The following is a 24,670-nucleotide window of genomic DNA, read 5'->3' as shown; positions in this document are numbered from 1 at the left end:
ACGTCGGTCGCCAGCGAACGGGACGTCTTCGCCCTTCGGCGTCGAGCCAAATCCGTGGCCGAAGCCGTGGGCCTCGACAACCGCGACCAGGTCCGTCTGGCCACGGCGCTGAGCGAGCTGGGGCGCGACCTCCTGCGGTCGGCCCCGATGACCGCCGCCTTCGAGGTGCTGCGGGAGCCGGCCGCGCTCAGAGCCACCTTGCGGTGGCACGACGACCGTGTCCCCAGCCGGGAGTCGCTGTCGGCCGTCACGCGGCTGCTCCCCCAGACCCGCCACGTACCCGACGCCGCAACCGCCGACCGGGCCGTCCGCCGGCCGTGCGGGGGCATGATCGACATCACCTGCCCGGTCCCCGAACTCGCCGCCCGCGGCCTGGACGTCGCCGAGGTCCTGGCCCTCCTGGAAACGGACGGCCCCGCCAGCGCGATCGACGACCTGAGGTCTCAGACACGGGATCTGATGGCCGCGCTGGAGGAAGCCCACGCCCAACGCGACGAGTTGGAGCGGCTCAATGAGGAACTGACCGAAACCAACGCCGGCGTCATGGCCCTCTACGCGGAGCTGACCGTCGAGCACAGGGACGTCGTGGAGCGCTTCGGGCAGGAGCACGAGCTCGCCCTGACGCTTCAGCGCACCTTCCTCCCGGCGACCCTCCCCCGCTCCCCCGGCGTCGATCTCGCCGTGCGCTACCTCCCGGCCGCCACGACGGCCGAGATCGGCGGCGACTTCTACGAAGCCATCGAAACCCCCGGCGGCCTGCTCCTGGCCGTCGGCGACGTCGTCGGGCACTCCCTCCAGGCGGCCGTGGTCATGGGCCAGCTGCGCCACGCCCTGCGCGCCTACGCCGCCCAGGGCCACCCGCCGCACATCCTGCTCCAGCACCTCGACCACCTGCTGGGCCTGCACCAGCCCGGGTGGACCACCAGCGTCTGCATCGTGCTCGTCGAACCGGGCAACACCCGGCTGCACGTCGCCAACGCCGGCCATCTGCCGCCACTGCTCATGCCGCCCGGCGCCGCCCCGCGCTACCTGAGCGAACACGGCCCCCTGCTGGGCCTGGGGGTGCCGCACCCGCCCGCGGTCAGTCACACGATCGAATCGGACAGCATGCTCCTGATGGTCACCGACGGACTGATCGAGACCCGGGACAGCGACCTGTACGAACGTCTCCACCTGCTCAGCGCCACGGCCGCTGCCGGCCCCCGCGAGCCCGAGGCCCTGTGCACGAGGCTGGTGGACGTCTTCGCCGTGGAACCCGACGACGACATCATCGTCTTCGCCGCCGGTCTGCGGCACTTCGAGCAGCCGGACTCGCCCCCATGAGCCCGCCGCTCGCCGAGCACACCCCCCACCGACCGGGCCTGCGGCTCATGCCCTGGACGCTCCCCGACCCCTCAGCCGTACACCCGGTAGCATCGAGCGGGAACGCATGCGTGGTGCGGGAGTTCGGCAGGCAGGTCGAGCCAGCAGCACGAGCCATGGAGGGCGATCGGTAGATGTCGACCCAGCCCTCGCCGCCTCTGTCCGCCGTCTTCGACGGCTCCGGGACGATCGCCGACGCCCGGCACGCCGCCCGTTCCTTCCTCGACGATCTGCGCGACGTTCACGGCCTGGCCGTATCCGCCCGTTCCGCGGACACCGTCGAACTCGTGGTCAGCGAGCTGGTCACCAATGCGCGGAAGTACGCCCCCGGACCCCACCGGCTGACGTTGGCCGTCCACGGCGGATCGGTCACGGTGAGCGTATGGGACACCAGCCCCACCACTCCGACGATCCCGCCTCCCGACCCGTACCGGGTCGGCCGCCACGGCCTGGAAATCGTCATGGGAGCCGCTCAGGGCTTCCAGGTCCATCACGAGGGGCAGGGAAAACGCATCACCGTGACCATCGCCCTGGCCGATGACCCACCCGGTGGATGCGCAAAGTGACCCGGCGCGCGTCCGCGACCTGCGAGAACCGTGCCTCCCCGAAAGCGAGATGCAGAGGACCTCATGGAACAGCACGTGACGGTGTTGCCCGATGTCGATGACGTCCGCGTGATCACCTGCATCGGAGAATTCGACCAGGACACCCTGGAGCCCTTCCGCCGGGCCGTCGCGCAGGCCACCGCCGACCCGGCGCCGCGCATGATCGTCCTGGACATCAGCCAGATCACCTTCGCCGACTCCTCGATGCTCAACGAGATGCTCCGCCTCAGGCACACCGGCCGCCCCCTCGTCCTGGCCGGGCCCCTGCCCCAGCGTCTCGCCCGGCTCTTCGAGCTCACCGCGGCGGACCAGGTGTTCACCATCACGGCCAGCCTGGAGCATGCGCGCGCCCTCTGACCTCCGAACGGTCGGGCTACGCCGGTCGGTCGGGCTCGATACGGCGGTAGAACGCGATGTCCCGGCCGCTGACCACGACGATGTCACCGGAGTCGGTCAGTCGCAGATCGTCCACGGTGTCGAGGAAGATGGCCGCCGCCGACTCCCCGAGGTGCAGGTCCCACACCCGCACCAGCCCGTCCCGCCCTCCGGTGACGGCCACGGTCCGGCCGTCCAGCGTCCCGCACACCGCCGCGGACGCCCCACCGGCATGGGCGTTGACGGAATCGCCGACGAGCTCCCGGGCGTCCAGGTCCCACAGCCGCACCGCACCGTCCTGCGCCGTGGCGATCGCCATCGGCCGGCCGTCCACCACCGCACACGCCACCGCGTACACCATGCTGTGCTGTCCGGGCAGGAGTCCGCCGCCGTGCGCGCCGCCCAACAGGTCCCACACCCGGACCGTCTCGTCCCACCCGCTGGTGACCGCGATCAGCCTGCTGCCGACGGCGACGCACGCCACGGCGGCCACCCCGCCGACATGGCCCCTCAGGGGTTCCCCCAGGGGGACCCCCCGGTCCAGGTCCCACGCGCGCACCGTCCCGTCCAGTCCGCTCGTGACCGCCACCGGCCGGCCGTCCACGACCGTGCACGCCACCGCGTACACCTCGCCGACATGACCGACCAGGGACCGACCGCGCGGTGCGTCGGCGCCCAGGTCCCACACCCGTACGCTGCCCTGCTGCCCGCACGTGACGGCCGTCGCCCGGCCGTCCACCGCCACGCACGCCACCGCGTACACCTCGCCGACATGACCGAGGAGGGGGGCGCCGATCGGCTGCCCGGTGTCCGCGTCCCACAGCCGCACCGAGCCGTCCACGCCGCCGGTGACGACGGTCGACCGCCCGTTCACCACCACGCACTCCACGTGGGACACCCCGCCGGGGTGGACGGGGAGGCTCTGGACGCGGGACGGCGCGTTCCGGGGGGTCCAGACCCGCACCGTCCCGTCCTGGCCCCCGGTGACCACCACGGGTTGGCGCTCCACCTCCGCGCACGCCACCCCGTACACCGCGTTGGTGTGGCCGGTGAGCGGATCGCCGGCGGGCCGACCGGTGCGCAGGTCCCACACCCGCACCGTCCCGTCCCAGCCGCCGGTGACGGCCACCGCCCGGCCGTCCACCTCCGCGCACGCCACCGCGTGCACCACGTTGGTGTGACCGGTGAGCGGGCTGCTGGAGGGCCGACCGGTGCGCAGGTCCCACACCCGCACCATGCCGTCCCAACTCCCGGTGACGGCGATCGGCCACCCGTCCACGACCGTGCACGCCACCGCGTGCACCTGGCTGTTCTGGCCGGCGACCCGCTCACCGATGGACCGGCCGGTGCGCAGGTCCCACCGTCGCAGGGTCCCGTCCTGGCCGCCGGTGACCGCGATCGGCCGGCCGTCCACCGTGGCGCAGGCCACCGCGTTCACCGCCGAGGCGTGGCCGGTGAGGGGCTTGCCGACCGGTCGGCCGGTGCGCAGGTCCCACACCCGTACCGTGCCGTCCCAGCTTCCGCTGACGGCGACCGGCCGGTCGTCCACCGTGGTGCACGCCAGGGCGTGCACCTGGCTGTCGTGGCCGGTGAACGCCTCGCCCACGGGGGCGCCGGTGCGCAGGTCCCACACCCGCACCGTCGCGTCCCAGCCGCTGGTGACGGCCACGGGCCGGTCGTCCACCACCGTGCACGCCACCGCGGCGACCCCGCCGGCATGGCCGGTGAGGGGTTCCCCGACGGGGGCTCCGGTGCTCAGGTCCCACAGCCGCACGGTCCCCTCCTGCCCGGTGCTGACGGCCACCGCCCGCCCGTCCACCACCGTGCAGGCCACCGCCAGGGCCACGCCGTGCCCGATCAGGGCGTCCTGCTGCGCGGTGCTGAAGCGGCTTCCGCTGGCCCAGGAGGGCGCCCACGTGCCGCCGGGGAGCTGTTTGACGAGTCGTCGGTGGAGGGAGCGGGCACCGGCGCGGGCGGCGTCGAGGGCGAGGACCTGCCGCCGTTCCACGGGTTCCAGCGGGAGGTGGAGGTGCAGGTGGGCGCGGTAGACGGCCGCGTTGAGGCGGGGGACGTCCTTCCCGACGCGGCGCAGGTGCGGGGTGAGGCCCCGGGGCGCGACGTGGACGAGGTACTCCGGGTCCTCGACCAGGGCGTCGAGGAGGTCCGCTTGCGCCGCGTGGTGGGCGAGGTGGTGGAGCGCGTAGGGGTGGGCGCGGCCCCAGTCGCGGGTCGCGTCGGCCCGGTGGGGGACGCGGTCGCTCAGGACGCGGGTGTAGGCCGCGTGGATGCGGGTCGCTTCCGTGTCGTGGCGCAGGTGTTCGGCCATGGCCTCGTGGTAGAGGCGGTAGGCGGAGCGACCGTTCTCCACGGCCTCCACCACGTACGACCCGGCCGCGCGGCGCAGCCACAGGAGGTCCTGGTCGGTGTACGGGCGCCCGGCGATCTCACTGGCGAGGGAGGCCCATACGTCCTCCCAGGGCAGGCCCTGGCCCTGTGCCCACGCCAGCGGGCGCAGCAGGTCGGTGGCGCGCCGGGCGTCGGGCCCGAGCCGCCGCTCCAGGTCCTGGCGCATGGCCTCGGTCGCGTGCCGGGGCAGCCCGTCGCGCCATCGCCCGCCCGTGTCGGACGGGATCGTGGGGGCCGCGGCGAGGGTGAAGGCGGCGAGGCGGGCGACGAGGAACGAGCGGTCCGCGGCGGTGGCCACGGCCGCCGCGACGGGCAGGACGCGGTCGGGCCGCTCGCGGTACGGGGAGCTCTGGTGCGAGCCGAGCAGGATCCGGGCGGCGTAGGCGGTGACGGCCTCGCGGTCGGCGTACCGGGGGGCATCAAGGTCGACCGTGTCCTCGGCGGGGATGCCCAGCCGGTCCAGGAGGTAGGGGCGGGTGCCGAGCAGCAGCCGGATCCGGCCCCGGGAGTGCGCGATCAGCGGACGCAGGACGCTGCTGCACAGGGTGTCGGGTGTCGCGGCCTCGTCGAGGGCGTCGATCAGGACGGTCAGCGGGCGCGGGCGCCCCTCCAGGGCGTCGAGCAGCCCTCCGACGGTGTCGGCGTGGACGCGAGCCGCCGCGCCCAGGGCGTGCAGGACGTCGGTGTCGGTGAGGCGTTGGGCGTAGATCGCGGTGTCGAGGGCGCCCGGGCCGATGAGGTCGGCGGGGATCTGCAGGGCGCTGGTGGGGACCGTCCTGCGGTGTTCGGGGTGGGACAGGGCCGCCACCACGCCGAGCACGGCGGTCTTGCCCGAGCCGGGTCCCGCGGTCACCACGCGGGCGGCCGAGGCGGCGGGACCCGGTGGCTGCTTCAGCCAGGTGCCGATGGCGGCCAGCGCGGCGTGCCGGCCGCTGAACCACCACTGCGGGTTGGCGTCCTGGTGGCGGGCGCCGGAGTGGTGCCCCATGGCGCGGACCAGGAGGCGGGCCGTGAGTTCGGTCTCCCGCAGCCGGTCCTGCTCGTCGAAGGAGGCGGCCTGCTGGAGGGCGAGGTCGACGTCGTTGAGGCGGACGTCGTGGCGCGGGTTGGGGAAGAAGGCCGGGGGCTCGCCGCCGAGGTCCGCCAGGGTGGCTCGGATCTGCTGGTACCCGGGCAGCTTCTTCGAGTCGTTGATGTGCTGGACGACGGCGTTCACGGAAAGGGTCGCGGGAGCGTGGCCGGCGACGGACAGGTCCATGACCGCGTCCCGCAGCAGCGTCGGGAACAGGGCGGCCACGGCCTGCTGGTGCGGCTGCGCGGAGGACACCACCACGAGCCCGGAACCCGGGGTGCGGCTCCAGCCCGACTCGACGCGGCCGAGCGCGGCGGCGACGAGCTGGTTGCCGCCCTTGGCGCTGTAGCAGGCGTCCAGCATCAGCATGACGCGGCGCACCCGGGTCTCCTGGAGCATCGCGCGGGCGAGGTCCGTGGTGCGCAGCGAGGTGTAGGGCTTGCGGTGCGGGTCGGTGTCAGTGGTCAGCAGGACGTGCTCGCCGCCCACGTCGAGGACGTCCCCGTGGAGGGACAGGTAGACGGCGAGGAGGTCGTCCGCGCGGCGGTCATCCGCGCAACAGAAGTCGTTGAGGGCGTCGGTGAGCTGCTGTTTCGTGGGGTTCAGCGGAAGCACGTCGTGGTGGTGGTAGCCGAGGGTCCCGGTGAACAGTTCCACGATCCCGGCCCGGGCCTCGACGAGGCCGGGCCGGTTCCAGACGGGGTTCTTGGGATAGTCGGCCACGACGGCGGCGATCAGGAAGCGGCGTCCCTGCCCGTCGGGGGCAGCCGCGCCGCTCACGCGAGGGCCTCGGCGACGGCCTTCCCGCACAGGGCATCGGTGAGGTAGGCGGTGGCGTCGTGGGCGTGCGCCCCGGTGTCGAGGAGCGCGGAGCGCAGTTCGTCGCCGAAGCCCGGCCGCAGGTCCTTCACCAGCGCGACGACGTCACCGTGTCCGGCGAGGTTCGTCCAGGTCAGGGCCTTGCCGCCGGGCCAGGCTCCGCGGGCCCGCGGGCGCGGGCCGGTCGGTGCGGGGTCGAGCCGGTCGAAGACCAGGTTCCTGATGCCGAGGGGCGAACCGATGGTGACCAGGGCCCGTACGCCGTGGCCGGGCAGGGCGCACAGGGCCTCGTAGGCGACGACCGAGCCCAGCGAGTGGGCGACCACGACCCGGGTGTCCGCTCCGATCGCGCCGATCACGCGCTCACGGACGGCGCCCCGTACGGCCGGATCGGTGAGGTAGGCGCGTACCTGCTTGAGGTCGGCGACCATGTGCCGCAGTGCGACGTCCGCGAAGAACCGCGACCCGGACAGCGCGCGCAGCGCGGCCTGTACGGAGCCGGGCGTGGCGACGAGGGTGTCCTGCGCGTCCGGCGGCACGACCGCGGGGTCGCTCTGCGCCGCCGCACGCCACCACTCGCCCAACAGCTCCTGCTCGAAGGGGTCGTCGACGTCCTCGGCGGTGTACGGCAGGTCGTCGACGGAGAGCATCTGGCCGGACGGCCGGAACAGGTCGCCGTAGAAGGCCATCGCCACCTCCGACGCGTCCAGCGATCCGGCCGCGTCGGCCCGGCGCAGGCCGTCGCCGAGCGCCGGCCACCAGGCCGAGAGCAACGTCCCCTCCCCCTGGACCTGTTGACCGATCCCGTGCACGCACACCACTCGGGCCATTCGACCCACCCCCTGAAACACGACCCTGAAAAGTGACCCTGGAAACGACGCGAAGGCACCTGTCCAGAGGCACTATTACCAGTCGTCCCCGGCCCTCCGCAGGCGTTCGCCGGACCTCCGGGCGGATGGCCCCGCTCAGCTCGGGTCGCTCCCGGCGGCGCGGGCCCCGCGGTCCGCGCGCGCCCGGGCGCGCTGCGCGGGGGCGGCGCGGTAGTGGCTGAAGGCCGTCTCCAGCACGCCCTCGCCGCTGGTGAGCGCGGGCAGTTCCCGCCCCAGGCCGTGCACGCGGTCCGCGGGCAGGAAGCCCTCGACGACGTACGCGTCCCCCCGCGCCACCGGGGGTTCCGGCTGGGCGCGGTGCCGGGCCAGCGCGAGCGCCACCGGTGCGTGGGCGTCCTGCGGGTAGTCCAGTCGGAACCGGTGCACCGGCTCGTGCACGGCCGTACCGGCCCGGCGCAGAGCGGACATGAGGACCAGCCGCGTCAGCGCCCGGAAATCCCCCGCCGTGCTGCGGACGCTGCAGAATCCCGAGTGCGTCATGGTCACGGTGCAATCGGGCACCTGCCGGCCGGACGGCCCCCGGCGCAGGGTCGCGCGGACCGACTCCTCGACGGCGCGCATGTAGCCCGGCGGCAGGGAGCCGAGCTCGACCTCCCTGCGGAAGGCGACGCCGGCGCCGACCCGGCCCGGCTCCACGCGCAGCCCCACCGTCGCCAGGAGCCGGTTCCCGTCCTGGTCGATGACCTCGAGCGCGGACCCCGTGCCGGTGACGCGCTCGACGCGGATCGGGGTCGTCCCCCGGAAGGAGACCGTGATCCCGTACTCCTGCGCCAGGGCGGCCGCGAGGACCTCCTTCTGCACCTCGCCGTAGAGCGACACCGACAGCTCGGGGCCGTCCGGGTCCTGCCGCAGGCCGATCAGCGGGTCCTGTGCGGCGAGTTGGGTGAGGGCGTGGTGCAGGGCGCCCCGGTCGCCGGGGTCCATCGGCACGACGACGCTCTCCAGGGAGGGCGCGGCGAAGACCCGCCCGTAGGGGCGGCCCTCGGGCTCCTGACCGAGCACGTCCCCGATCCGGACCGCCGACAGGCCGTGCAGCACCGCGATCTGGCCGGCTCGGGCCACCGGAGCGCGCACCGCGGCGCCCCGGTCGAAGACGGCGAGGTCGGTGACCTTGGGCCGGGCGCCCGTGCCCGCGACCGGGACCCGGTCGCGGACCGCGAGTCGCCCGGCGAAGAGCCGGGCGTAGGCGATCCGCTCGCCGCCCCCGCCCCGCTCCACCTTGAACACCCGCGCCGACAACGGCGCCCGGTCATCGCCGCGTTCGGCGGGGAGGAGGTGCTCGATGCCCTCGACGAGGTCCGCGATCCCGGCGCCGGTGATCGCCGAGCCGACGTACACCGGGTGCACGCGCCCGCTGCGGGTCTGCGCGACGAGCGCGGAGCGGAGCCGCTCGTGGGGGACGGACCGCCGGTCGGCCAGGTAGGCGCCGAGCAGGTCGTCGTCGTGGGTGGTGAGCACGTCCAGGAGGCCCTCCCCGAAGTCGGCGTCGTCCCGGGCGAAGGCGGCGACCTCGGCCGAGGCCGCGCCGAGGTCGGCCACGACGCGCCCCATCGGGACGACGGGCACGTCCAGGGCGCGCCGGACCTCCCGCAGGACGCGGGCGTCGTCGGCGCCGCGCCGGTCCACCTTGTTGATGAACACCAGGGTCGGGATGGCGAGCCGCTTCAGCGTCCGCATCAGGACGCGGGTCTGCGGCTGCACGCCCTCCACCGCGGAGACCACGAGGACGGCGCCGTCGAGCACGCCGAGGACCCGCTCCACCTCGGCGATGAAGTCGGGATGGCCCGGGGTGTCGATCAGGTTCACGGAGAGCGCCGAACCACCGCTTCCGAGCGGGAAATTGACCACCGCCGACTTGATGGTGATGCCACGGCGGCGTTCCATCTCCAGGCTGTCGGTCAGGGTGCTGCCGGCATCGACGCTGCCGATCTCGCCGATGACCCCGGCCGCGTACAGCAGCCGTTCGGTCAGGCTGGTCTTACCGGCGTCGACGTGGGCCAGGATGCCCAGGTTGAGCGTGCGCGAGGTGGTGTGCACAGAGCGTCATGTCCTTCAGGTGGATGATCGTTCCTTTCGCGGGGGACATGGACGGACGGCGCATCGATCGGCTCCTCTGTGACGTCGGGTTCCCCCGACGCTCGCACACCGGGCGCACCCGCGGCCACCGCATTTCGCCGCCGGGCGGGGGGACGTACGACCGTCGCACGGAGCGCTTGCGATCAAAGTCCTCGCGGTCGCACGGTGTTGACGTGCTCGGGGTCACGCCCGGGCGCCCGGAGTTCCCCGGTGGGGATCGGTCATCGGCGTTCTGCCGCCGGTCCCGTGGTCGGCCGTTGCCTTCACGCCGATCCACGCACCAGGAACCCGGCTCGGGCTCATTCTCGCGTGGGGCGGCGTCCTGTCGGTGCTGCTCTTCGTGCTCCAGGGGTTGATCAAGCAGGTCCACGAGGTCGTCGTGGCCCTGCGCCCGCTCCTGGAGGGCCTGCGCAAGTGGTCCCGCGCCCGGTCGCGGCGCCGCGGTCGGGAGCGCCGGTGAGCGGGAGACCCCGCCTCCACCCCTCCCCTCCAACGCCGCTCTCCACCCCCGTTCTCCACCCCCTCTTCCACCCCCGATTCCACCCCTGGGTCCAGGTGCCGCCGGCCGATCCGCAGCAGTCTTGAGGCATGACAACGACCGAGTGGATCACCGACATCGCCCTCCTGCTGATCGTCTTCCGCCAGCTCCGGGAAGGCCGGCTCGACCTCAAGTCCTTCCTGATCCCGCTGGGGATCGTGGCCTTCGTCGCCAACTCCTACCTCGACACCATTCCCACCGAGGGCAACGACCTGGTGCTCATCGGACTCCTGGTCGCCGTCGGCGCCGCGCTCGGCATCGCGGGTGGCGTCTACACCCGGATCCGGTCCCTCGACGGGCACGTCCTGATCAAGGCCGGTGCGGTGTCCGCGGTCCTGTGGGTCGTGGGCATGGGTGCCCGGATGGGCTTCCAGCTCTGGGTCCAGCACGGCGGCGCCGCCAGCGTCGGGCGGTTCAGCGTCACCCACCAGATCACCAGCGACAAGGCCTGGGTGGCGGCGTTCGTCCTGATGGCCCTCACCGAGGTGGTCACGCGGCTGGCGACGATCTACATCCGGAGCCGGAGCGTCGCCGTGACCCGCCCCGTGGCCGTCCTCGACCGCACCGCCTGACCGTGCAGTACGTTCAGCACATGCCCACGACCCACAGCGCTCCGCCTCCGGGAAGCACACCGCCCCCGGAGGCGGTCCCGCATCCGGTGCCCGGCCAGGACCCCCGCGTCCGGTGGGCCCTGACCCTGACGGTGATCGTCGTCGGCCTCGTGACGGTCCGGCCCATGGGCTTCACCGGCCGGGGCCTGGCCGTCGCCGTGCTCTTCGCCCTCTGCACGGCCGCGCTGCTGGCCCGGGGCCTGCCGGAGAACGAGACGACCCAGCGGTTCGCCCCCCTCTGGCTGGGCGGCGGAGTCCTCGCCGCGGCCGGTCTGATCGCGGTGAGCAGCAGCGGGACGGGCTACCTGTTCGCCTTCTTCCTGTCCGGTCACATCGGCTACCGGCTGGAGACGAAGTGGGCGCTGGCCCTCGCGGCACTGTGCAGCGCGCTCTGCGCGGGCGTCCTGTACTTCCACCTCGGGCCGGGACACCAGCAGGTCCCGTGGACCCTCGGCCTCTCCACGGGCACTCCGGTCCTGGTCGGCATCCTCAACCGCAGCCAGCGCCAGGCGGTGCGGGCGGTGATCGCGGCCTCCGAGTCGGCCGAGCGCGCGGCCCGCGCCGAGGCGCGCACGGCCGTCCTGGCCGAGCGCGGCCGGATCGCCCGGGACGTGCACGACGTACTGGCGCACTCGCTGGCCGGGATCAACATGCAGCTGGAGCTGACCGACGCGCTGATCGAGACCGGTGACATGGAGAAGGTCCGGGAGGCCAACGCCAAGGCCCACGCCCTCGTCAAGGAGAGCCTGCGGCAGGCCCAGTGGACCGTGCACGCGCTGCGCGAGGACGCGCTGCCGCTGGTGGAGAGCCTGACCGCCATGGTCGAGTCCTCGGGCCACCGCGACGCCCTCACCGTCACCGGTACGGTCCGTGAACTCCCGACCCGGGTGACCCAGAACCTGCTGCGGATCGCCCAGGAGGCGCTGACCAACTCCGCCCGGCACGCGCCCGGGGGAAGCGTCGGGGTGGAGCTGACGTTCGCCGCCGGATCGACGACACTGAAAATCCGCAACGGCCCCGGCACCCGCGAGGTGACCTCGGGTCCCGGCAGCGGGATGGGGTTGATCGGCATGCGCGAACGCGTCGCGCTGCTGGCAGGAACCGTCACCGCGGGCCCGGTCACGGAAGGGCCGGACCGGGGCGGCTGGCACGTGGAGGCAGTGATCCCGGGATGAGCGAAGTGAGCGAGCAGCAGCAGAAGTTGCGGGTGGTCGTCGCCGACGACCAGGCCGCCGTCCGGGAGCCGCTCGCCGCGGTGCTCGGACTGTCCGAGGACATCGAGGTCGTCGCGGCCGCCGCGGACGGGACCGAGGTGCTGGCGGCGGTCGCCGCCGGTCCGGTGGACGTGGTCCTGATGGACCTGCGGATGCCCGTCATGGACGGGATCGAGACGACCCGCCGGCTGGTCGAGCAGCACCCGGGGGTGGCGGTGGTGGTGCTCACCACCTTCGCCGACGACGAGTCGATCCTGGGCGCCCTGGGCGCGGGAGCCCGCGGGTACCTGACCAAGAACGCCGGGCGCCAGGACATCACCCGGGCCATCCGGGCCGCCGCCGCCGGCCAGTCCGTCCTCGACCGCGAGGTGCAGGACCGGCTGCTCGCGTCCGTACGGACCACGGCGTCGACGGCGTCGCCCGCGACGCGGACCGCCCTGCCCGCCGACCTCACGCCCCGCGAACGCGAGGTCCTCACCCTGATCGGTCGGGGCCTGCCCAACCGCGGCATCGCCGAGAAGCTCTTCATCAGCGAGGCGACCGTCAAGACCCACATCAACAACCTGTTCGCCAAGGCGGACATCCCCGACCGCGCGGCCGCCGTCCGCCGCGCCATCGAGGCCGGTCTGGCCTGAGCGGCGGGTACGGCCGCCCCGGCCCACGTGCGGTCCTGACGCCGGGGTCGGGGTCGACGGCCGCCCCGCGGACCCGACCGCGCCCCCGGACCCGACCGCGCCGCGCGGTTCCTCAGCGACCGGCGCCGGGCCGAGCGTGGCGGTCCACGGTGGCCTCGACGATCCGCACGAGCAGCTCTCCCGCGTCCACGATGCTCGCGTTCTGGGCGCTCACCTGCGCCCCTTCGAGGGTGAAGGTGATCTCCGCGGCGGCGCCGTCCGGATCGGCCAGTCCGGCGCGGTCGCACAGGGCGGTGAGCCGACGCAGTTGGGCGGCCTTGTGGGCTTCGATCAGCCGGCGCGCCGGGTGCGTGCGGTCGGGCAGTTCGGCCACGGAGTTGATGAACGGGCACCCCCGGTGGGAGATCTCGGGAAGTCCGTCGGCGATGAACCGGGCCACCCCCAGGATCTGCGCCCGGGGGTCGTCGGGGTGCGCGTGTTCCACACGGTCGAACACCGCGGCGTAGTCGGCCGCGACAATGCGCAGCCATTCCTCCACCAGTGCGTCCTTGGTCGCAAAGTGGCGGTAGAGCGCCATCTTGGTGGTCTCGGCCCGGTCGGCGATCGCCTGGACGCCCACCGCTTTGATCCCCTCGCGCGAGAAGAGTTCCTCCGCCGCGTCCAGGATCCGCTCCCGGGGCGGCAGCTTGGCCACCCTGCTCTGCCTGCCGACCCTGTCCGTGCTCGACATGCGGCCCTCCTTCGGTCCGGTGGGTGATCGCACCGCCTGATCACGATGCTACGGTACCGATCAGTCCCGCACGATACCGCTCGGTATCATCAGATACCGAGCGGTCCCGTCGTGCCCTGAACGACACCCCTGGACGGACGAACATGAAGCTCTCCGAGTACGTGACCCACGACGGCGTCGGCCTCGCCGACCTGGTGGCCCGCGGCGACGTGACGGCCGCGGAACTCGCCACGACCGCCCAGCAGGCGTCGGACCTGGTGAATCCGCGGATCAACGCCGTCGTCGAGACCTGGCCCGGCGAGGACGCACCGACTCCGGGCAGCACCGCGCTGGCCGGGGTGCCCTTCCTGATCAAGGACATCGCCATCACGATGTCCGGCAAGCGGGTGGAAATGGGCAGCCGGCTCACCGCGGGCACCGTCGCCGACGCCGACTCCTCGCTCATGACGCGCCTGCGTCGCGCCGGGCTGGTCACGCTCGGGCGCACGGCCACCCCCGAATTCGCCTACAGCACCACCACGGAAGGCGTCCTGTACGGCGCCACCCGCAACCCCTGGGACCCGACCCGCAGCCCCGGCGGCTCCAGCGGCGGCGCGGGAGCCGCCGTGGCCGCGGGCATCGTCCCGATCGCGCACGCCACCGACGCGGCCGGCTCCATCCGGGTCCCCGCCTCCGCGAACGGCCTCTTCGGTCTGAAGCCGACCCGCGGCCGGATATCCATGGGCCCCGACGCGGACGAGGTGTTCAACGGGCTCGCCGTCCACGGCGCCCTCAGCCGGTCGGTGCGCGACAGCGCCGCGCTCCTCGACCTCGTCCACGGCCCCGAGGCCGGCGACCCCTACGCGGCGCGGCGGCCGGAGCGGCCGTACGCGCACGAGGTCGACCGCTCCCCCGGCAGCCTGCGGATCGGCCTCCTCACCCGCCCCTGGAACGATCGGCCGGCCCACGCCGCCGTCGTCGAGGCCACGCTGCGCTCCGCACGCCTCGCCGAGTCCCTGGGACACCGGGTGGAGGAGGTCCGGGTCGACCTCGGCGTCGGCTGGGAGGAGTTCGTCCTGGCCAACGCCCGCCTGTGGAGCACCAATCTGGTGCCGTGGATCGACGCCGGCGCCGCCGCCTGCGGGCGACCGGTCGATCCCACCACCGTCGAGCCCGAGATGCTGGCCAGTTACGCCTACGGACGGCGGGTCAGCGGACCCGAGTTCGTCGACGCGCTCGCGCTGCGGGGCCGCGTCGCGCGCGCGATCGGCCGGTACTTCGCCGACCACGACCTGCTGCTCACCCCGACCCTGCCCGAACTGCCCGTCCCCCTGGGCACGTACGCCCGGGGCGCCGAGGGAGCGGACGGCCTCGGCTGGGTCGAGCGGCTCTTCGACCGCTCCCCCTTCACGGCCGCGTTCAACGTCGCGGGCACCCCCGCGATGTCCGTCCCGCTGGAGAGCGACCCGGCCACCGGACTGCCCGTGGGCGTCCAGTTCGCCGCCGCGTACGGACGCGAGGACCTGCTCTTCCGGCTCGCCGGGCAGTTGGAACGGGCCGCTCCCTGGGCGCGGCGGACCCCCGCCGTGTGGGCCGGGCGCCCTTAGCGCGGTGCGGGGGGCGGTCGGCTCGGGTCCGTCCCCCGCGGCGTCCGGCCCACCGTCCCTCAAGCGGCGGGCTCAGGAAGGACCTTCACGTAACCGTCGGTTCCGTGCACGCGGATCCGCTGGCCGTCCCGGATCCGCCGGGTCGCCCCTTCCACGCCGACCACGGCCGGCAGTCCGTACTCCCGGGCGATGACCGCGCCGTGGGTCATCAGCCCTCCCACTTCCGTCACCAGCCCCGCGATCCCGACGAACAGCGGGGACCAGCTGGGGTCCGTGAAGGGCGTGACCAGGATGTCGCCGGCTTCGAGATCGGCGTCCGCCATGTCCAGGATGACGCGGGCCCGGCCTTCGACGGTCCCCGCGGAGACCGCGAGTCCGATCAGGGAGCCGGCCGGTGCGTCGTCGCGCCGGTACGCCCCGCTGAGGGCCTCGCCGTCCGAGGTCAGGACGCGGGGCGGGGTGAGCGCGTGGTGCGCGCGGAAGGCTTCCGCGCGCTGCCGGACGAGCCCCTCCGGCACCCGGTGCGTGCGCGCGACCTCGTGGAACTCCTGGAAGGTGAGGTAGAAGACGTCCTCCCGCTCGGCGAGCACGCCGGACCGCACGAGGCGGTCGGCCTCCGCCAACAGGGCCTGCTTGTACAGGAAATAGCGGCTGATGATGCCGTACTTCGGGTACTCCCGGTAGCCGATGAAGGTCCGGAGCCGGTCGATGGCCCGCTTGACCTCGGCGGCCTTGGCCTCGCCGTCGGGCAGGGCCAGCAGCCGGGTGAGCACGTCCCGTTCCTTCTCCCGCGCCTTGCGCCGGCCTTCCTCGAAGCGCCGTTCGGCGGCGCCCGGCGCGAAGTTCCTGATGTTGTCGAGGATCACGGGAACGAGCGTGCCGGGGCGCTCGCTCCAGCGCGGGCGGGTGATGTCGATCTCGCCGACGCAGCGCATGCCGTACCGGTCGAGGTAGGCCTCCAGGGCGGCGCGCGCTTCGGTCCCGCCCGGGAGCGCGTCCAGCGCGACCAACCCGTCGGGCCCGTCCGGCCCGTCCGCGAGTGCCTTGCCCCCGACGCCCTGGAGGAACGCCACCACCTCGGGGTGCGGGCGGATCACGTCCGCGAGGTCGAGCAGCTCCAGGCCCATCTCCGAGGTGACGTTGCCGGGCGCGGAGAGCGTGAGCGTGTCGGCCGCGTTCTTCTCGCCGAGCCACTCCTGGAGCGTGTCCGTCAGCCACCACGTGGCCTCCATCCCGGCCATGATCGCCTGGATGCTCAGCGGGTCGGCCAGGACGCGCTTGTGCTCCTCGAACGCCTCCAGCAGGAAGTCGAACAGCTCCGGTCCGCTCTTGGTCCGGATGTCGCGGGCCAGCGCGGCGACGGACTCCCGGCTGCGCTCGATCAGCCGCGCGACCACGGCCGGATCGGTCTCGATCGGGGTGGGCGGGCCACCGACCGGCGGCCCTGCGGGCACCGCGTCCGGCAGCGACGGGACGAAGCCCTCGCGGCCCAGTACGGTCTCCAGGGCGTCCCGCATCAGTGGATCGCCCTTGCCCAGGGCGTCCAGGAGTCCCTCGCGGCTCGCGGGAGAGGCGAGGCGCCGGGTCACGTCGACGAAGAGCCGCCCACCGGCCTGGTGCATCCCCACCATGGCCGTCAGCTGCCACATCGAGTACCCCAGCGGCCTCATCGGGTCGGTCATCATCTGGCCGTGCCCGACGGAGACGTAGACGCGGTTCTCCTCGGGGCCCTGCCCACCGGCCCCGGCGGCGGGAGCGGGGACGGACGCGGGCGGGGGGACCGGTACGGGGAACAGCGTCGTGATCGGGCGGCTCTGGACGATCTGGAAGCCGTCGCCCGCCAGGCACCACTCGATGTCCTGCGGAGCGCCGAAACGCGCTTCGATCCGCCGTCCGAGTCGTACCAGCCGCACGACCTGGGCGTCGGTGAGCGCCGGCTCCTTCGCCCGCCGCGGCTCGACCGCCACGTCCCGCGTACCGCCACCGGTGAGGGCCCGCACGGCCCGCTCCTTGACGGCGACCGCCTTGGCGACGATCTCATCGCCCCGCACCTTGTAGACGTCGGGGTTCACCAGACCGGAGACCAGTGCCTCGCCGAGGCCGAAGCCCGCGTCCACGGTGGCGACCTTCCGGTCGCCCGTGACCGGGTCGGCCGTGAAGAGGATGCCGGCCGCGTCCGGGAGGACCATCCGCTGCACGACCACGGCCATCCGGACCGTGCGGTGGTCGATGCCGGCCCGTCGGCGGTAGGCCACGGCCCGGTCGGTGTACAGCGAGGCCCAGCACCGGCTGACGTGACGCAGGACCTCCTCGGGTCCCACGACGTTCAGGTAGCTGTCCTGCTGGCCCGCGAAGGAGGCCGTCGGCAGGTCCTCGGCGGTCGCGCTGGAGCGGACGGCGTAGGCGGCCCGCTCTCCGTACCGCCCGAGCGAGCGGGTGATCGCCGCCGCGACGTCGGCCGGGACGGGAGTCTCCTCGACGGTCCGGCGGATCCGCGCGCCGAGCGCGCGGGCCGCCTCCTGGTCGGCCGGGTCCAGGCGCGCCAGCCGGTCCAGCTGCTCCTGGAGCGACGGCTGCGACGCCACGACCCGTTGGAAGGCGTGCGTGGTCACGCAGAAGCCGTCCGGCACCACGACGCCTTCGATCCGCGCCAGGGCGCCCAGGTGCGCGCCCTTCCCGCCGACGACCGCGAGCCGCGTCTCGTCCACCTCCCCGAGTCCGCACACGTACCGCTCGGTCATCGCGCTCTCCATGCCTTCATGCCCCTCGTTCGCCCAGGTTGTGGACCAGATCGATGATTTTGCGCCGTGCCGGGGGCCTTGCCGCAAGCCCCCCTGTGCGCTATATCTTGATAGTGGCGAGGAGAGGTCTCCTTGCCCTTTTTCTTTTCCCGTCGGCCGGAGCCGACGAGCGCTTCGCGCCGCCTCCCTCCTCCCCCCACGCGGTCCGCGCCGACCTGCGCCGTTCCCGATTGCGGGATATCAAGGAACGGGTACACGAGCGCGGGAGCCGACCGCCGCCCCCCGGCCGAGGAGTGGGTTCCCTTGGAGTTCGAGGTCAATGGCGCCCGGCACGCGGTGGACGTGGAAGACGACCCGGCGGCCGTGGACGTGGTGCGCGACCGGCTGGGCCTGACCGGTACGAAGCTGGTCTGCGCGGGCGGGGTGTGCGGCGCCTGCACGATCCAGGTCGACGGTGAGCCCCGGGTGTCCTGCCTGACACCGGCGGTCCTGCTCTCCGGCCGCCGGGTGACGACGGTGGAGGGCCTCTCCGGCCATCCGGTGACGCGTGCCTTCGCCGCGGCGGACGCGCTCCAGTGCGGCTACTGCACCCCGGGGTTCGTGGTCGAGGCCGCGGCCTTCTGCGACCGGTGGCGGGCCGCGCACGGCCGCGGTCGTCCGGCGCGGGAGGAGATCGCGCAGGCCCTGTCGGGCCACCTGTGCCGGTGCGGCGCCTACGAGGGGATCTTCGCGGCGGTGGCCGCGGCCTGCGCGGGTGACCACGACGCGGCGCCGGCCGAGGGGCAAGCACCGGCCGTCGCGCGCACCGAGGCCCCGGAGAAGATCGACGGCTCCGCCAAATACACCACGGACCACCGCCCCGAAGGGCTGCTGGAGGGCGTGATCATCCGCTCGCCGCACGCGCACGCCCACGTGCGCTCCCTGGAGGCCGGCGAGGACCCCCTCGTCTCGCTGCTGCCGCCCGACGGCGTGGTGCGCTACGTGGGACAGCCGGTGGCCGCGGTCGCGGGGCCGGACCGGGCCGCCGCGCGGGCGGCGGCGGCGCGGGTGCGCGTGGACTACGAGGTGCTGCCCGCCGCCCTGGACGTGCGCGAGGTGCGGGCCGGGGAGGGCCCGTTGGTCTACGCGGACAAGGCGGCGCGCAAGCGGGCGCCGGGCTCCGGCGAAACGCCCCAACTGGTGCCCGCGCGCTGGCGCGGCAACCTGCGCGGCCCCTCCGCCATGAACAGCCGCCCCGCCACGGCCGTGCGCCGCGTCCTCGCCGCCCGGGACCGCAGCCCCGAGCGGCTGGTGGAGGCGGTGTTCACCACCTCCGCGCAGACGCACACCCCGCTCGAACCGCACGCCGCCCTGGCCCGGTGGATCGATGGCGCCCTCCACCTGGAGGTGTCCACGCAGTCGGTCAAACGCGTGGCCGAGCTCGCCGCCGAGCGCTTCGGCGTGCCCGTCGACCGGGTGGTGGCGCGGGCCGTCCACGTCGGCGGCGGCTTCGGTTGCAAGATGGGGCTGACCTCCGACGTGGTCGCCGCTGTGGAGCTGGCGCGGCTGCACGGGGCTCCGGTGCGGGTGGTCCTGGACCGGGACGAGGAGCTCGTGGACGGCGGGTACCGGCCCGGCACCCGGATCCGGCTGGCGATGGCCGCGGACGCCGACGGTCGGCTGAGCGCGCTGGTCATGGACGCGGACAACGACGGCGGGGTCGCGGTGGGCGGGACCGTCGCGGCGCTGGCCCGGTTCGTGTACGGGAAGGCACCGCGCCGGTTGCGCGACTTCGACACGGTCACCCACCGGGCGCCGGGCGCCCCGTTCCGCGGGCCGGGCGGACCCACGATGTGCTGGGCCCTGGAGCAGGCCGTCGACGAGATGGCCCACCGGCTCGGCCAGGATCCGATCGCCCTGCGGCGGCGTTGGGACGGCAACCCCAAGCGGCACGCCCTGTACGACTGGGCGGCCTCCCTTCCCGTCTGGTCGGGTCCCCGGGGCGGCAGCGGGCGGTTCCGCCGCGGCGTCGGCGTCGCGGCGGCCAACTGGCTGTACTTCCTCGATCCCGTCACCGAGGTCGAACTCACCGTCGAGGACGGCACGGTGGTGGCCCGCTGCGCCGTACAGGACATGGGTACGGGCTCGCGGAGCGTCCTGCTCCGGGCCGTCGCCGCGGGCCTCGGTGTGCCGGAGGCCCGGGTGCGCGCCGAGATCGGCCACAGCGACACCGTCCACGGGCCGACCTCGGGCGGCAGCCGCACCACGCCGTCCCTGGTGCCCGCCGCCGCGGACGCCGCGGCCCGGCTGCGCGACGCGCTCGGCGGCGGTGACGTCGGCGCGCGGCTCGACACGGCGCACGGCCTGCGGGTGGTCGGGCGGCGCCCCCGGGACCGCCGGGGCTTCGTGACCCCCTTCCCCCTGGGCGGCGTGGCGATCGGGCGCGGCTTCACCGGATCGGTGCAGGTGTCCGAGGTCGAGGTGGACACGCGGCTCGGGATGATCCGTCCGCTGCGCGTGTGGAGCGGCATCGCCGCCGGCCGCATCCACGAGGAGCGACTCGCCCGCAGCCAGTGCGAGGGCGCGGTCATCCAGGGGATCGGTTACGCCTTCTACGAGGAGCGGCGGACCGATCCGGTGACCGGCCGGGTGCTGACCGAGAACCTGGAGGACTACCGCGTCCCCGGGATCGGCGACACCCCCGAGATCACCGTCCACTTCCATCAGGAGGGCTTCGAGCACGTGCCGGGCGGGGGCGTCGGTCTCGGCGAGATCGCCACCTTGCCGACGGCGGCGTGCCTGGCCAACGCGGTCCACGACGCGACCGGTTGGCGCCCGTACGACATGCCCATCCGCCCCGACCGGCTCCTGGAAGGACTGGGCACATGAGCAGCACCGAGCCCGCCCTGGCCGACCTCTCCGCCGCCGTCCTGGCCCGTGGCGGCGAGCTCCGCGCGGGTGGCACCGACACCACCGCCCGGCAGCGCAGCGGGGTCGCGTCCGGGCCCTTCACCGACCTCGCCGGCGCCGAGCACCTGCGCGGGTGCACCCCGCTGCCCGGCGGTGGACTGCGGATCGGCGCCCTGACCACCCTGGCGGCGCTGGCCGCCGATCCGCGGCTGCGGGACGGCTGGCCCGGCATCGCCCTGGCGGCGGGGGCGGCGGCGACCCCGCAGATCCGCGCCGCCGGCACCCTGGGCGGCAACCTGTTGCAGCGCAACCGGTGTTGGTACTTCCGCAATCCGCACGTCAGCTGCCTGCAGAAGGGCGGGACCGACTGTCCCGCGCGGGCGGGCGACCACCACTTCGGCGTGGTCAGCGGTGACGGTCCGTGCGTCGCCCCGCATCCGTCCACCCTGGCGATGGCCCTGCTCACCTACGACGCCGACGCCGAGGTCCACGGCGAGTCCCCGCGCGCCGTGGCCGACTTGTACGGCGACGGCGACGCCCTGCACCGCGGCGACCACCTGTTGGCGCCGCAGCGCATCCTGACCGCGGTCCGGCTGCCCGCCCCGCTGCCCGGCGAACGCGCCGCCTACCACCGGTCCACGAGTCGCGCGTACGCCGAATGGCCCCTGGTCGAGGCCTCGGTCCGGCTCGCCTTCGACGGCTCCACGGTGACGCACGCGGCCGTCGCCGCGGGCGGGGTGGCGCGCGTACCGCTGCGGCTGCCGGAGGTGGAGGCGTCCCTGATCGGCCGGGAGGCCACTGCCGCGGTCCTCGCCTCGGCGGCCTCGGCGGTGCTGGGTCGCTGCCGCCCGCTGCCGCGGACGGGATACAAGGTGGGGCTCTTCCGCGACACCGTGCTGGAGACCCTGGAACGAGCCGCGGGAGGGGCCGTCGCGGGAGAAACCGCGTGCGCCGATTGATCACGGTGGGTGACACTGTGCGGATGAGCTCCGCACCCTCCCCGACCGCGCGCGAACGCGCCCTTCGCCACGTCTCGGACCTGGCGTCGGGCCCGGCAATGGACCCGACGCTGCGGGTGACCCTCAACTTCCACCCGGACCGGCTGCTGCGCGGCGAGCCGATCCTGGACGCCATGGCCGGGGACGGCGGCTACCGCTCGCAGTTCGTCACGGGGACCAGCAACGGCGGGCTGACCGCGCATCCGGGCGGTGACCGGTGGCATTGGGAGAGCCGGATCTTCGGCGGCGCGTACGACGACGCGGGCGCCGACGAGCGGCCCGTCTACGGCGCGTTGAACTTCCGTCGCAAGCCCGTCGGCGGGGCGCCCCGGTTCGGCTCGGCCCACTTCCGGTTGGCCTCCGAAGCGCTGGAGCGGACCACCTTCTGCTACCCGGACAGCTTCCTGGAGCCCTCGGACTTCGGTGTCGCGGCCCGCATGGGGCTCGTCGAACTCGCCCTCGCCGATCGTCAGGACGCGCTCGACGACTACGTCGAGGCGCAGGTGCACGGACCCGTCCTGCCGCGCCACCACGCGGAGGCACTGGTCCTGGACCCCTGCTACCGCGGCACGGCCGTCGAGGCCGCGGCGGGGCGCCTGGGCTGCCCGGTGGAGTGGCACCCCGGCTTCCGGCTCTCCGTCGAGGAGCTGCGCCGCCACCCCGACTACCGCGGGCAGGAGTACGTCGACCTCGCCGCGGGCCTCGCGGTCGACGGCGTCCTCGACCCCCGCAGCATCGGAGAAGCGGTCCGCGCGGGCCGCCACGACCCCCAGTCGCTCAAGAAGGTCTGGCACTACCTGGCCCGCTTCGGCGCCCCCGGCGGCGACGGGGCGTCCGACCGGGCCCTCAGGCGGACTTCGGTGTGAGACGGCGGGCGCCGGGGGACGGAGTGGCGGGGAAGAGCCGCGGGGGGCGGTGCCCGGCCGCGGCGAAGGCGGTCGTGACGCGGCGGGCCACCGCGTCCTGCCGCGCCTCCTCCACCAGCGCGATGACGGAGCCGCCGAAGCCCCCGCCCGTCATCCGGGCGCCGAGCGCACCGGCGGCCAGCGCCGCGCTCACGGCCAGGTCGGTCTCCGCGCACGAGACCCGGTAGTCGTCGCGCAGGGAGGCGTGGCCCGCGGTGAGGATCGGGCCGAGGGCCGCCACATCGCCCTCCCGGAGCCGGGAGACGGCCTCCTCGACCCGGGCGTTCTCGGTCACCACGTGGCGCACCAAGGGGGCGAGTTCCGCCGGTAGGGCCGCCAGGGCCCGCGGCAGCTCCGCGGGGTCCAGGTCGCGCAGGGCGGGCAGCCCAAGCAGTGCGGCCGCGCGTTCGCAGCCGGCGCGCAGGGCGGCGTACGCGCCGTCGCCGAGGTCGTGGGAGACGCGGGTGTCGATCACCAGCAGGCACAGCCCCCGGCTCCGGAGGTCGAGGGGCACCTGCCGGTGGTCCTGCGGGGTGCGGGCGTCGAGGTGGAGGGCCGCCTCGGCGGTGCAGCACGTCGAGGCCATCTGGTCCATGATCCCGCAGGGCACGCCGGCGAAGGCGTTCTCCGCCCGCTGCGCGATCCGGGCCGCCTCCGGCCCGCTCAGGCCCAGTCCGTACAGCGCGTCGCAGGCGACGGCGACCGCGCACTCCAGGGCGGCCGAGGAGGACAGGCCCGCGCCGGTGGGCACCGTGCTGTCGAAGTGGAGGTCCGCTCCCCCGACCCGGTGGCCCGCCTCGGCGAGGGCCCAGACCACGCCTGCCGGGTAGGCGGCCCAGCCCGTCACCGCGCCGGGGGTCAGGGCGGCCACGGACACCTCGGTGATCCGGCCGTCGCCCTGCGCGCTGTGCAGCCGCAGCCGCCCGTCCGTGCGGGCGCGGGCGGCGAGCTGGGTGTTCTGCGGGAGCGCCATGGGCAGGGCGAACCCGTCGTTGTAGTCGGTGTGTTCACCGATGAGGTTCACCCGCCCCGGCGCCGCCCAGATCCCGTCCGGGGGGCCGCCGAAGAGGCGCGCGAAGGCGTCCGCGACACCGTCGGCGCGGTGGTCGTCCGCGTGGAGGTCGTCCGGGTGGCGGTCGTCGCCCCGCTGTGCGCTCGGCTTCATGCCAGGGCCTCCCGCAGTCGTCGTGCGGCCGTCTCGGGGGCCACGTCGTTGATGAAGGCTTCCGTCCCGGACTCCGTCCCGGCGAGGAACTTGAGCTTGTCGGGCGTGCGCCGCACCGTGAACAGCTCGAGGTGCAGGGCCAGTTCCTCCCCGTGGGTGCGGGGGGCCTGGTGCCAGGCCGAGATGTACGGGGTGGGGCCCGGCCCCTCGGGCCGCCCCGGCACGGGGAACAGCCGGTCGAAGCGGCGCAGCAGGTCCAGGTACAACTCCGGGAACTCGGCCCGTTCGGCCTCGCTCAGGCGGGTCAGGTCGGGGACGCGGCGGTGCGGGTAGAGGTGGACCTCGTACGGCCAGCGGGCGGCGTAGGGGACGAAGGCGGTCCAGTGCTCCCCGGCCGTCACCACCCGGTCGGTGGCCGCGCGGGCGTCCGCCAACAGGTCCTCGAAGAGGTTGCGTCCGGTGCGCGCGCGGTGCGCGGCCGCGGCGGCCGTCATCTTGGCGGTGCGCGGGGTGACGAAGGGGAAGGCGTAGATCTGGCCGTGCGGGTGGGCGAGCGTCACCCCGATCTCGACCCCCCGGTTCTCGAAGCAGTACACCTGCTCGACGCCCGGGAGGGCCGCGAGCCCGGCGGTCCGGTCGGTCCACGCGTCCAGGACCAGGCGGGCGGCGCGCGGGGTGAGGTCGGCGAAACCGGCCCCGTGCTCCGGGGTGAAGCACACGACCTCGCAGCGTCCGACCTCGCCCGCCAGGGAGGGGAAACGGTTCTCGAAGACGGCCACCTCGTAGTCGGCGGCGGGGATCTCGGTGAGCCGGCCGTCCCGGGAGGGGCACAGGGGGCATTCGCCCGCGGGCGGGTGGTAGGTGCGGTCCTGCCGGTGGGAGGCGATGGTGATCCAGTCACCGGTCGCCGCGTCCCGCCGCACCTGCGGTCGGCTGCTCACCCGGTCCAGGGGGCGCAGGTCGGGCGCATCGCGCACGGCGCCTTCGTCGGTGTCGAAGTAGATCAGTTCGCGGCCGTCCGCGAGTTTCGCGAGGGTCTTCTTCACCCGCCAA

At 74.2% G+C, this 24,670-nt stretch carries 18 protein-coding genes; 11 read left to right on the top strand and 7 right to left on the bottom strand.

Annotation, left to right across the window (positions count from 1 at the left end):
* Nucleotides 1-54: 54 nt before the first annotated feature.
* From ACFWAR_RS07575 to ACFWAR_RS07565, 3 genes are all read left to right on the top strand, one after another.
* Nucleotides 55-1,323 (top strand): PP2C family protein-serine/threonine phosphatase, encoded by a 1,269-nt coding sequence (locus ACFWAR_RS07575; RefSeq protein ID WP_385774114.1) that lies wholly within the window; start codon nucleotides 55-57, stop codon nucleotides 1,321-1,323.
* A gap of 173 nt (nucleotides 1,324-1,496) precedes the next feature.
* On the top strand, nucleotides 1,497-1,928 hold the full coding sequence (locus tag ACFWAR_RS07570; RefSeq protein WP_385774112.1) for an ATP-binding protein: 432 nt from the start codon (nucleotides 1,497-1,499) through the stop codon (nucleotides 1,926-1,928).
* A 63-nt stretch (nucleotides 1,929-1,991) separates the two neighbouring features.
* The gene (locus ACFWAR_RS07565) at nucleotides 1,992-2,324 is read left to right on the top strand and encodes an STAS domain-containing protein (protein ID WP_385774110.1); all 333 of its coding nucleotides are present in this window, start codon (nucleotides 1,992-1,994) and stop codon (nucleotides 2,322-2,324) included.
* 16 nt (nucleotides 2,325-2,340) lie between these two features.
* On the opposite strand, the gene ACFWAR_RS07560 is transcribed toward ACFWAR_RS07565, so the two are convergent.
* From ACFWAR_RS07560 to ACFWAR_RS07550, 3 genes are all read right to left on the bottom strand, one after another.
* On the bottom strand, nucleotides 2,341-6,600 hold the full coding sequence (locus ACFWAR_RS07560; RefSeq protein ID WP_385774108.1) for a caspase family protein: 4,260 nt from the start codon (nucleotides 6,598-6,600) through the stop codon (nucleotides 2,341-2,343).
* Nucleotides 6,597-7,469: a hypothetical protein gene (locus ACFWAR_RS07555; RefSeq protein ID WP_385774106.1), complete on the bottom strand. Its 873-nt coding sequence runs from the start codon at nucleotides 7,467-7,469 to the stop codon at nucleotides 6,597-6,599. Before ACFWAR_RS07555 ends, ACFWAR_RS07560 begins: the two co-directional genes overlap by 4 nt.
* Before the next feature lie 135 nt (nucleotides 7,470-7,604).
* The gene (locus tag ACFWAR_RS07550; RefSeq protein WP_385774104.1) at nucleotides 7,605-9,566 is read right to left on the bottom strand and encodes a GTP-binding protein; all 1,962 of its coding nucleotides are present in this window, start codon (nucleotides 9,564-9,566) and stop codon (nucleotides 7,605-7,607) included.
* Between the two features lie 367 nt (nucleotides 9,567-9,933).
* Here ACFWAR_RS07550 and ACFWAR_RS07545 point away from each other — a divergent pair, with 367 nt between their 5' ends.
* The 4 genes from ACFWAR_RS07545 (at nucleotide 9,934) to ACFWAR_RS07530 (ending at nucleotide 12,603) form a co-directional block, all read left to right on the top strand.
* Nucleotides 9,934-10,065 carry a hypothetical protein gene (locus ACFWAR_RS07545; protein WP_385774102.1) on the top strand — a complete coding sequence of 44 codons (132 nt, stop codon included), beginning with the start codon at nucleotides 9,934-9,936 and terminating at the stop codon, nucleotides 10,063-10,065.
* Nucleotides 10,066-10,193: 128 nt separating this feature from the next.
* Entirely contained in the window at nucleotides 10,194-10,715 is a 522-nt protein-coding gene (locus ACFWAR_RS07540; protein ID WP_385774100.1) for a hypothetical protein, read from the top strand.
* Nucleotides 10,716-10,735: 20 nt separating this feature from the next.
* Nucleotides 10,736-11,929 (top strand): sensor histidine kinase, encoded by a 1,194-nt coding sequence (locus ACFWAR_RS07535; protein ID WP_385774098.1) that lies wholly within the window; start codon nucleotides 10,736-10,738, stop codon nucleotides 11,927-11,929.
* On the top strand, nucleotides 11,926-12,603 hold the full coding sequence (locus ACFWAR_RS07530; RefSeq protein ID WP_385774096.1) for a response regulator: 678 nt from the start codon (nucleotides 11,926-11,928) through the stop codon (nucleotides 12,601-12,603). The genes ACFWAR_RS07535 and ACFWAR_RS07530 overlap by 4 nt, the downstream gene beginning before the upstream one ends.
* Before the next feature lie 112 nt (nucleotides 12,604-12,715).
* Here the strand turns inward: ACFWAR_RS07530 and ACFWAR_RS07525 are convergent, their stop codons facing one another.
* Nucleotides 12,716-13,333 (bottom strand): TetR/AcrR family transcriptional regulator, encoded by a 618-nt coding sequence (locus ACFWAR_RS07525; protein ID WP_385774094.1) that lies wholly within the window; start codon nucleotides 13,331-13,333, stop codon nucleotides 12,716-12,718.
* 143 nt (nucleotides 13,334-13,476) lie between these two features.
* On the opposite strand from ACFWAR_RS07525, the gene ACFWAR_RS07520 reads away from it, so the two are divergent.
* Nucleotides 13,477-14,919, top strand: coding sequence for an amidase (locus ACFWAR_RS07520; RefSeq protein ID WP_385774092.1), 1,443 nt, complete (start codon nucleotides 13,477-13,479; stop codon nucleotides 14,917-14,919).
* Between the two features lie 59 nt (nucleotides 14,920-14,978).
* On the opposite strand, the gene rph is transcribed toward ACFWAR_RS07520, so the two are convergent.
* Nucleotides 14,979-17,660: a rifamycin-inactivating phosphotransferase gene (gene rph, locus ACFWAR_RS07515; RefSeq protein ID WP_385774090.1), complete on the bottom strand. Its 2,682-nt coding sequence runs from the start codon at nucleotides 17,658-17,660 to the stop codon at nucleotides 14,979-14,981.
* 303 nt (nucleotides 17,661-17,963) lie between these two features.
* Between rph and ACFWAR_RS07510 the strand changes: the two genes are divergently transcribed.
* From ACFWAR_RS07510 to ACFWAR_RS07500, 3 genes are read left to right on the top strand one after another with little or no spacing between them, the layout of a single operon-like run.
* Nucleotides 17,964-20,528 carry a molybdopterin-dependent oxidoreductase gene (locus ACFWAR_RS07510; protein ID WP_385774088.1) on the top strand — a complete coding sequence of 855 codons (2,565 nt, stop codon included), beginning with the start codon at nucleotides 17,964-17,966 and terminating at the stop codon, nucleotides 20,526-20,528.
* Entirely contained in the window at nucleotides 20,525-21,508 is a 984-nt protein-coding gene (locus ACFWAR_RS07505; RefSeq protein WP_385774086.1) for an FAD binding domain-containing protein, read from the top strand. Before ACFWAR_RS07510 ends, ACFWAR_RS07505 begins: the two co-directional genes overlap by 4 nt.
* A 23-nt stretch (nucleotides 21,509-21,531) precedes the next feature.
* Nucleotides 21,532-22,413, top strand: coding sequence for a DUF3626 domain-containing protein (locus ACFWAR_RS07500; protein WP_385774084.1), 882 nt, complete (start codon nucleotides 21,532-21,534; stop codon nucleotides 22,411-22,413).
* Here the strand turns inward: ACFWAR_RS07500 and galK are convergent.
* Together galK and galT are read right to left on the bottom strand one after the other, a co-directional pair.
* A complete protein-coding gene (gene galK, locus ACFWAR_RS07495; RefSeq protein ID WP_385774082.1) occupies nucleotides 22,394-23,617 on the bottom strand; it encodes a galactokinase in 1,224 nt (407 codons plus the stop codon). The two genes, ACFWAR_RS07500 and galK, sit on opposite strands and share 20 nt — an antisense overlap.
* Nucleotides 23,614-24,663 (bottom strand): galactose-1-phosphate uridylyltransferase, encoded by a 1,050-nt coding sequence (gene galT, locus ACFWAR_RS07490; RefSeq protein ID WP_385774080.1) that lies wholly within the window; start codon nucleotides 24,661-24,663, stop codon nucleotides 23,614-23,616. Before galT ends, galK begins: the two co-directional genes overlap by 4 nt.
* Nucleotides 24,664-24,670: the final 7 nt, after the last annotated feature.

Source organism: Streptomyces sp. NPDC059917 (assembly GCF_042730635.1).
Classification (GTDB): domain Bacteria; phylum Actinomycetota; class Actinomycetes; order Streptomycetales; family Streptomycetaceae; genus Streptomyces.
The sequence above is the reverse complement of the archived record's forward strand: the minus strand, read 5'-3'. Positions and strand labels throughout refer to the sequence as shown.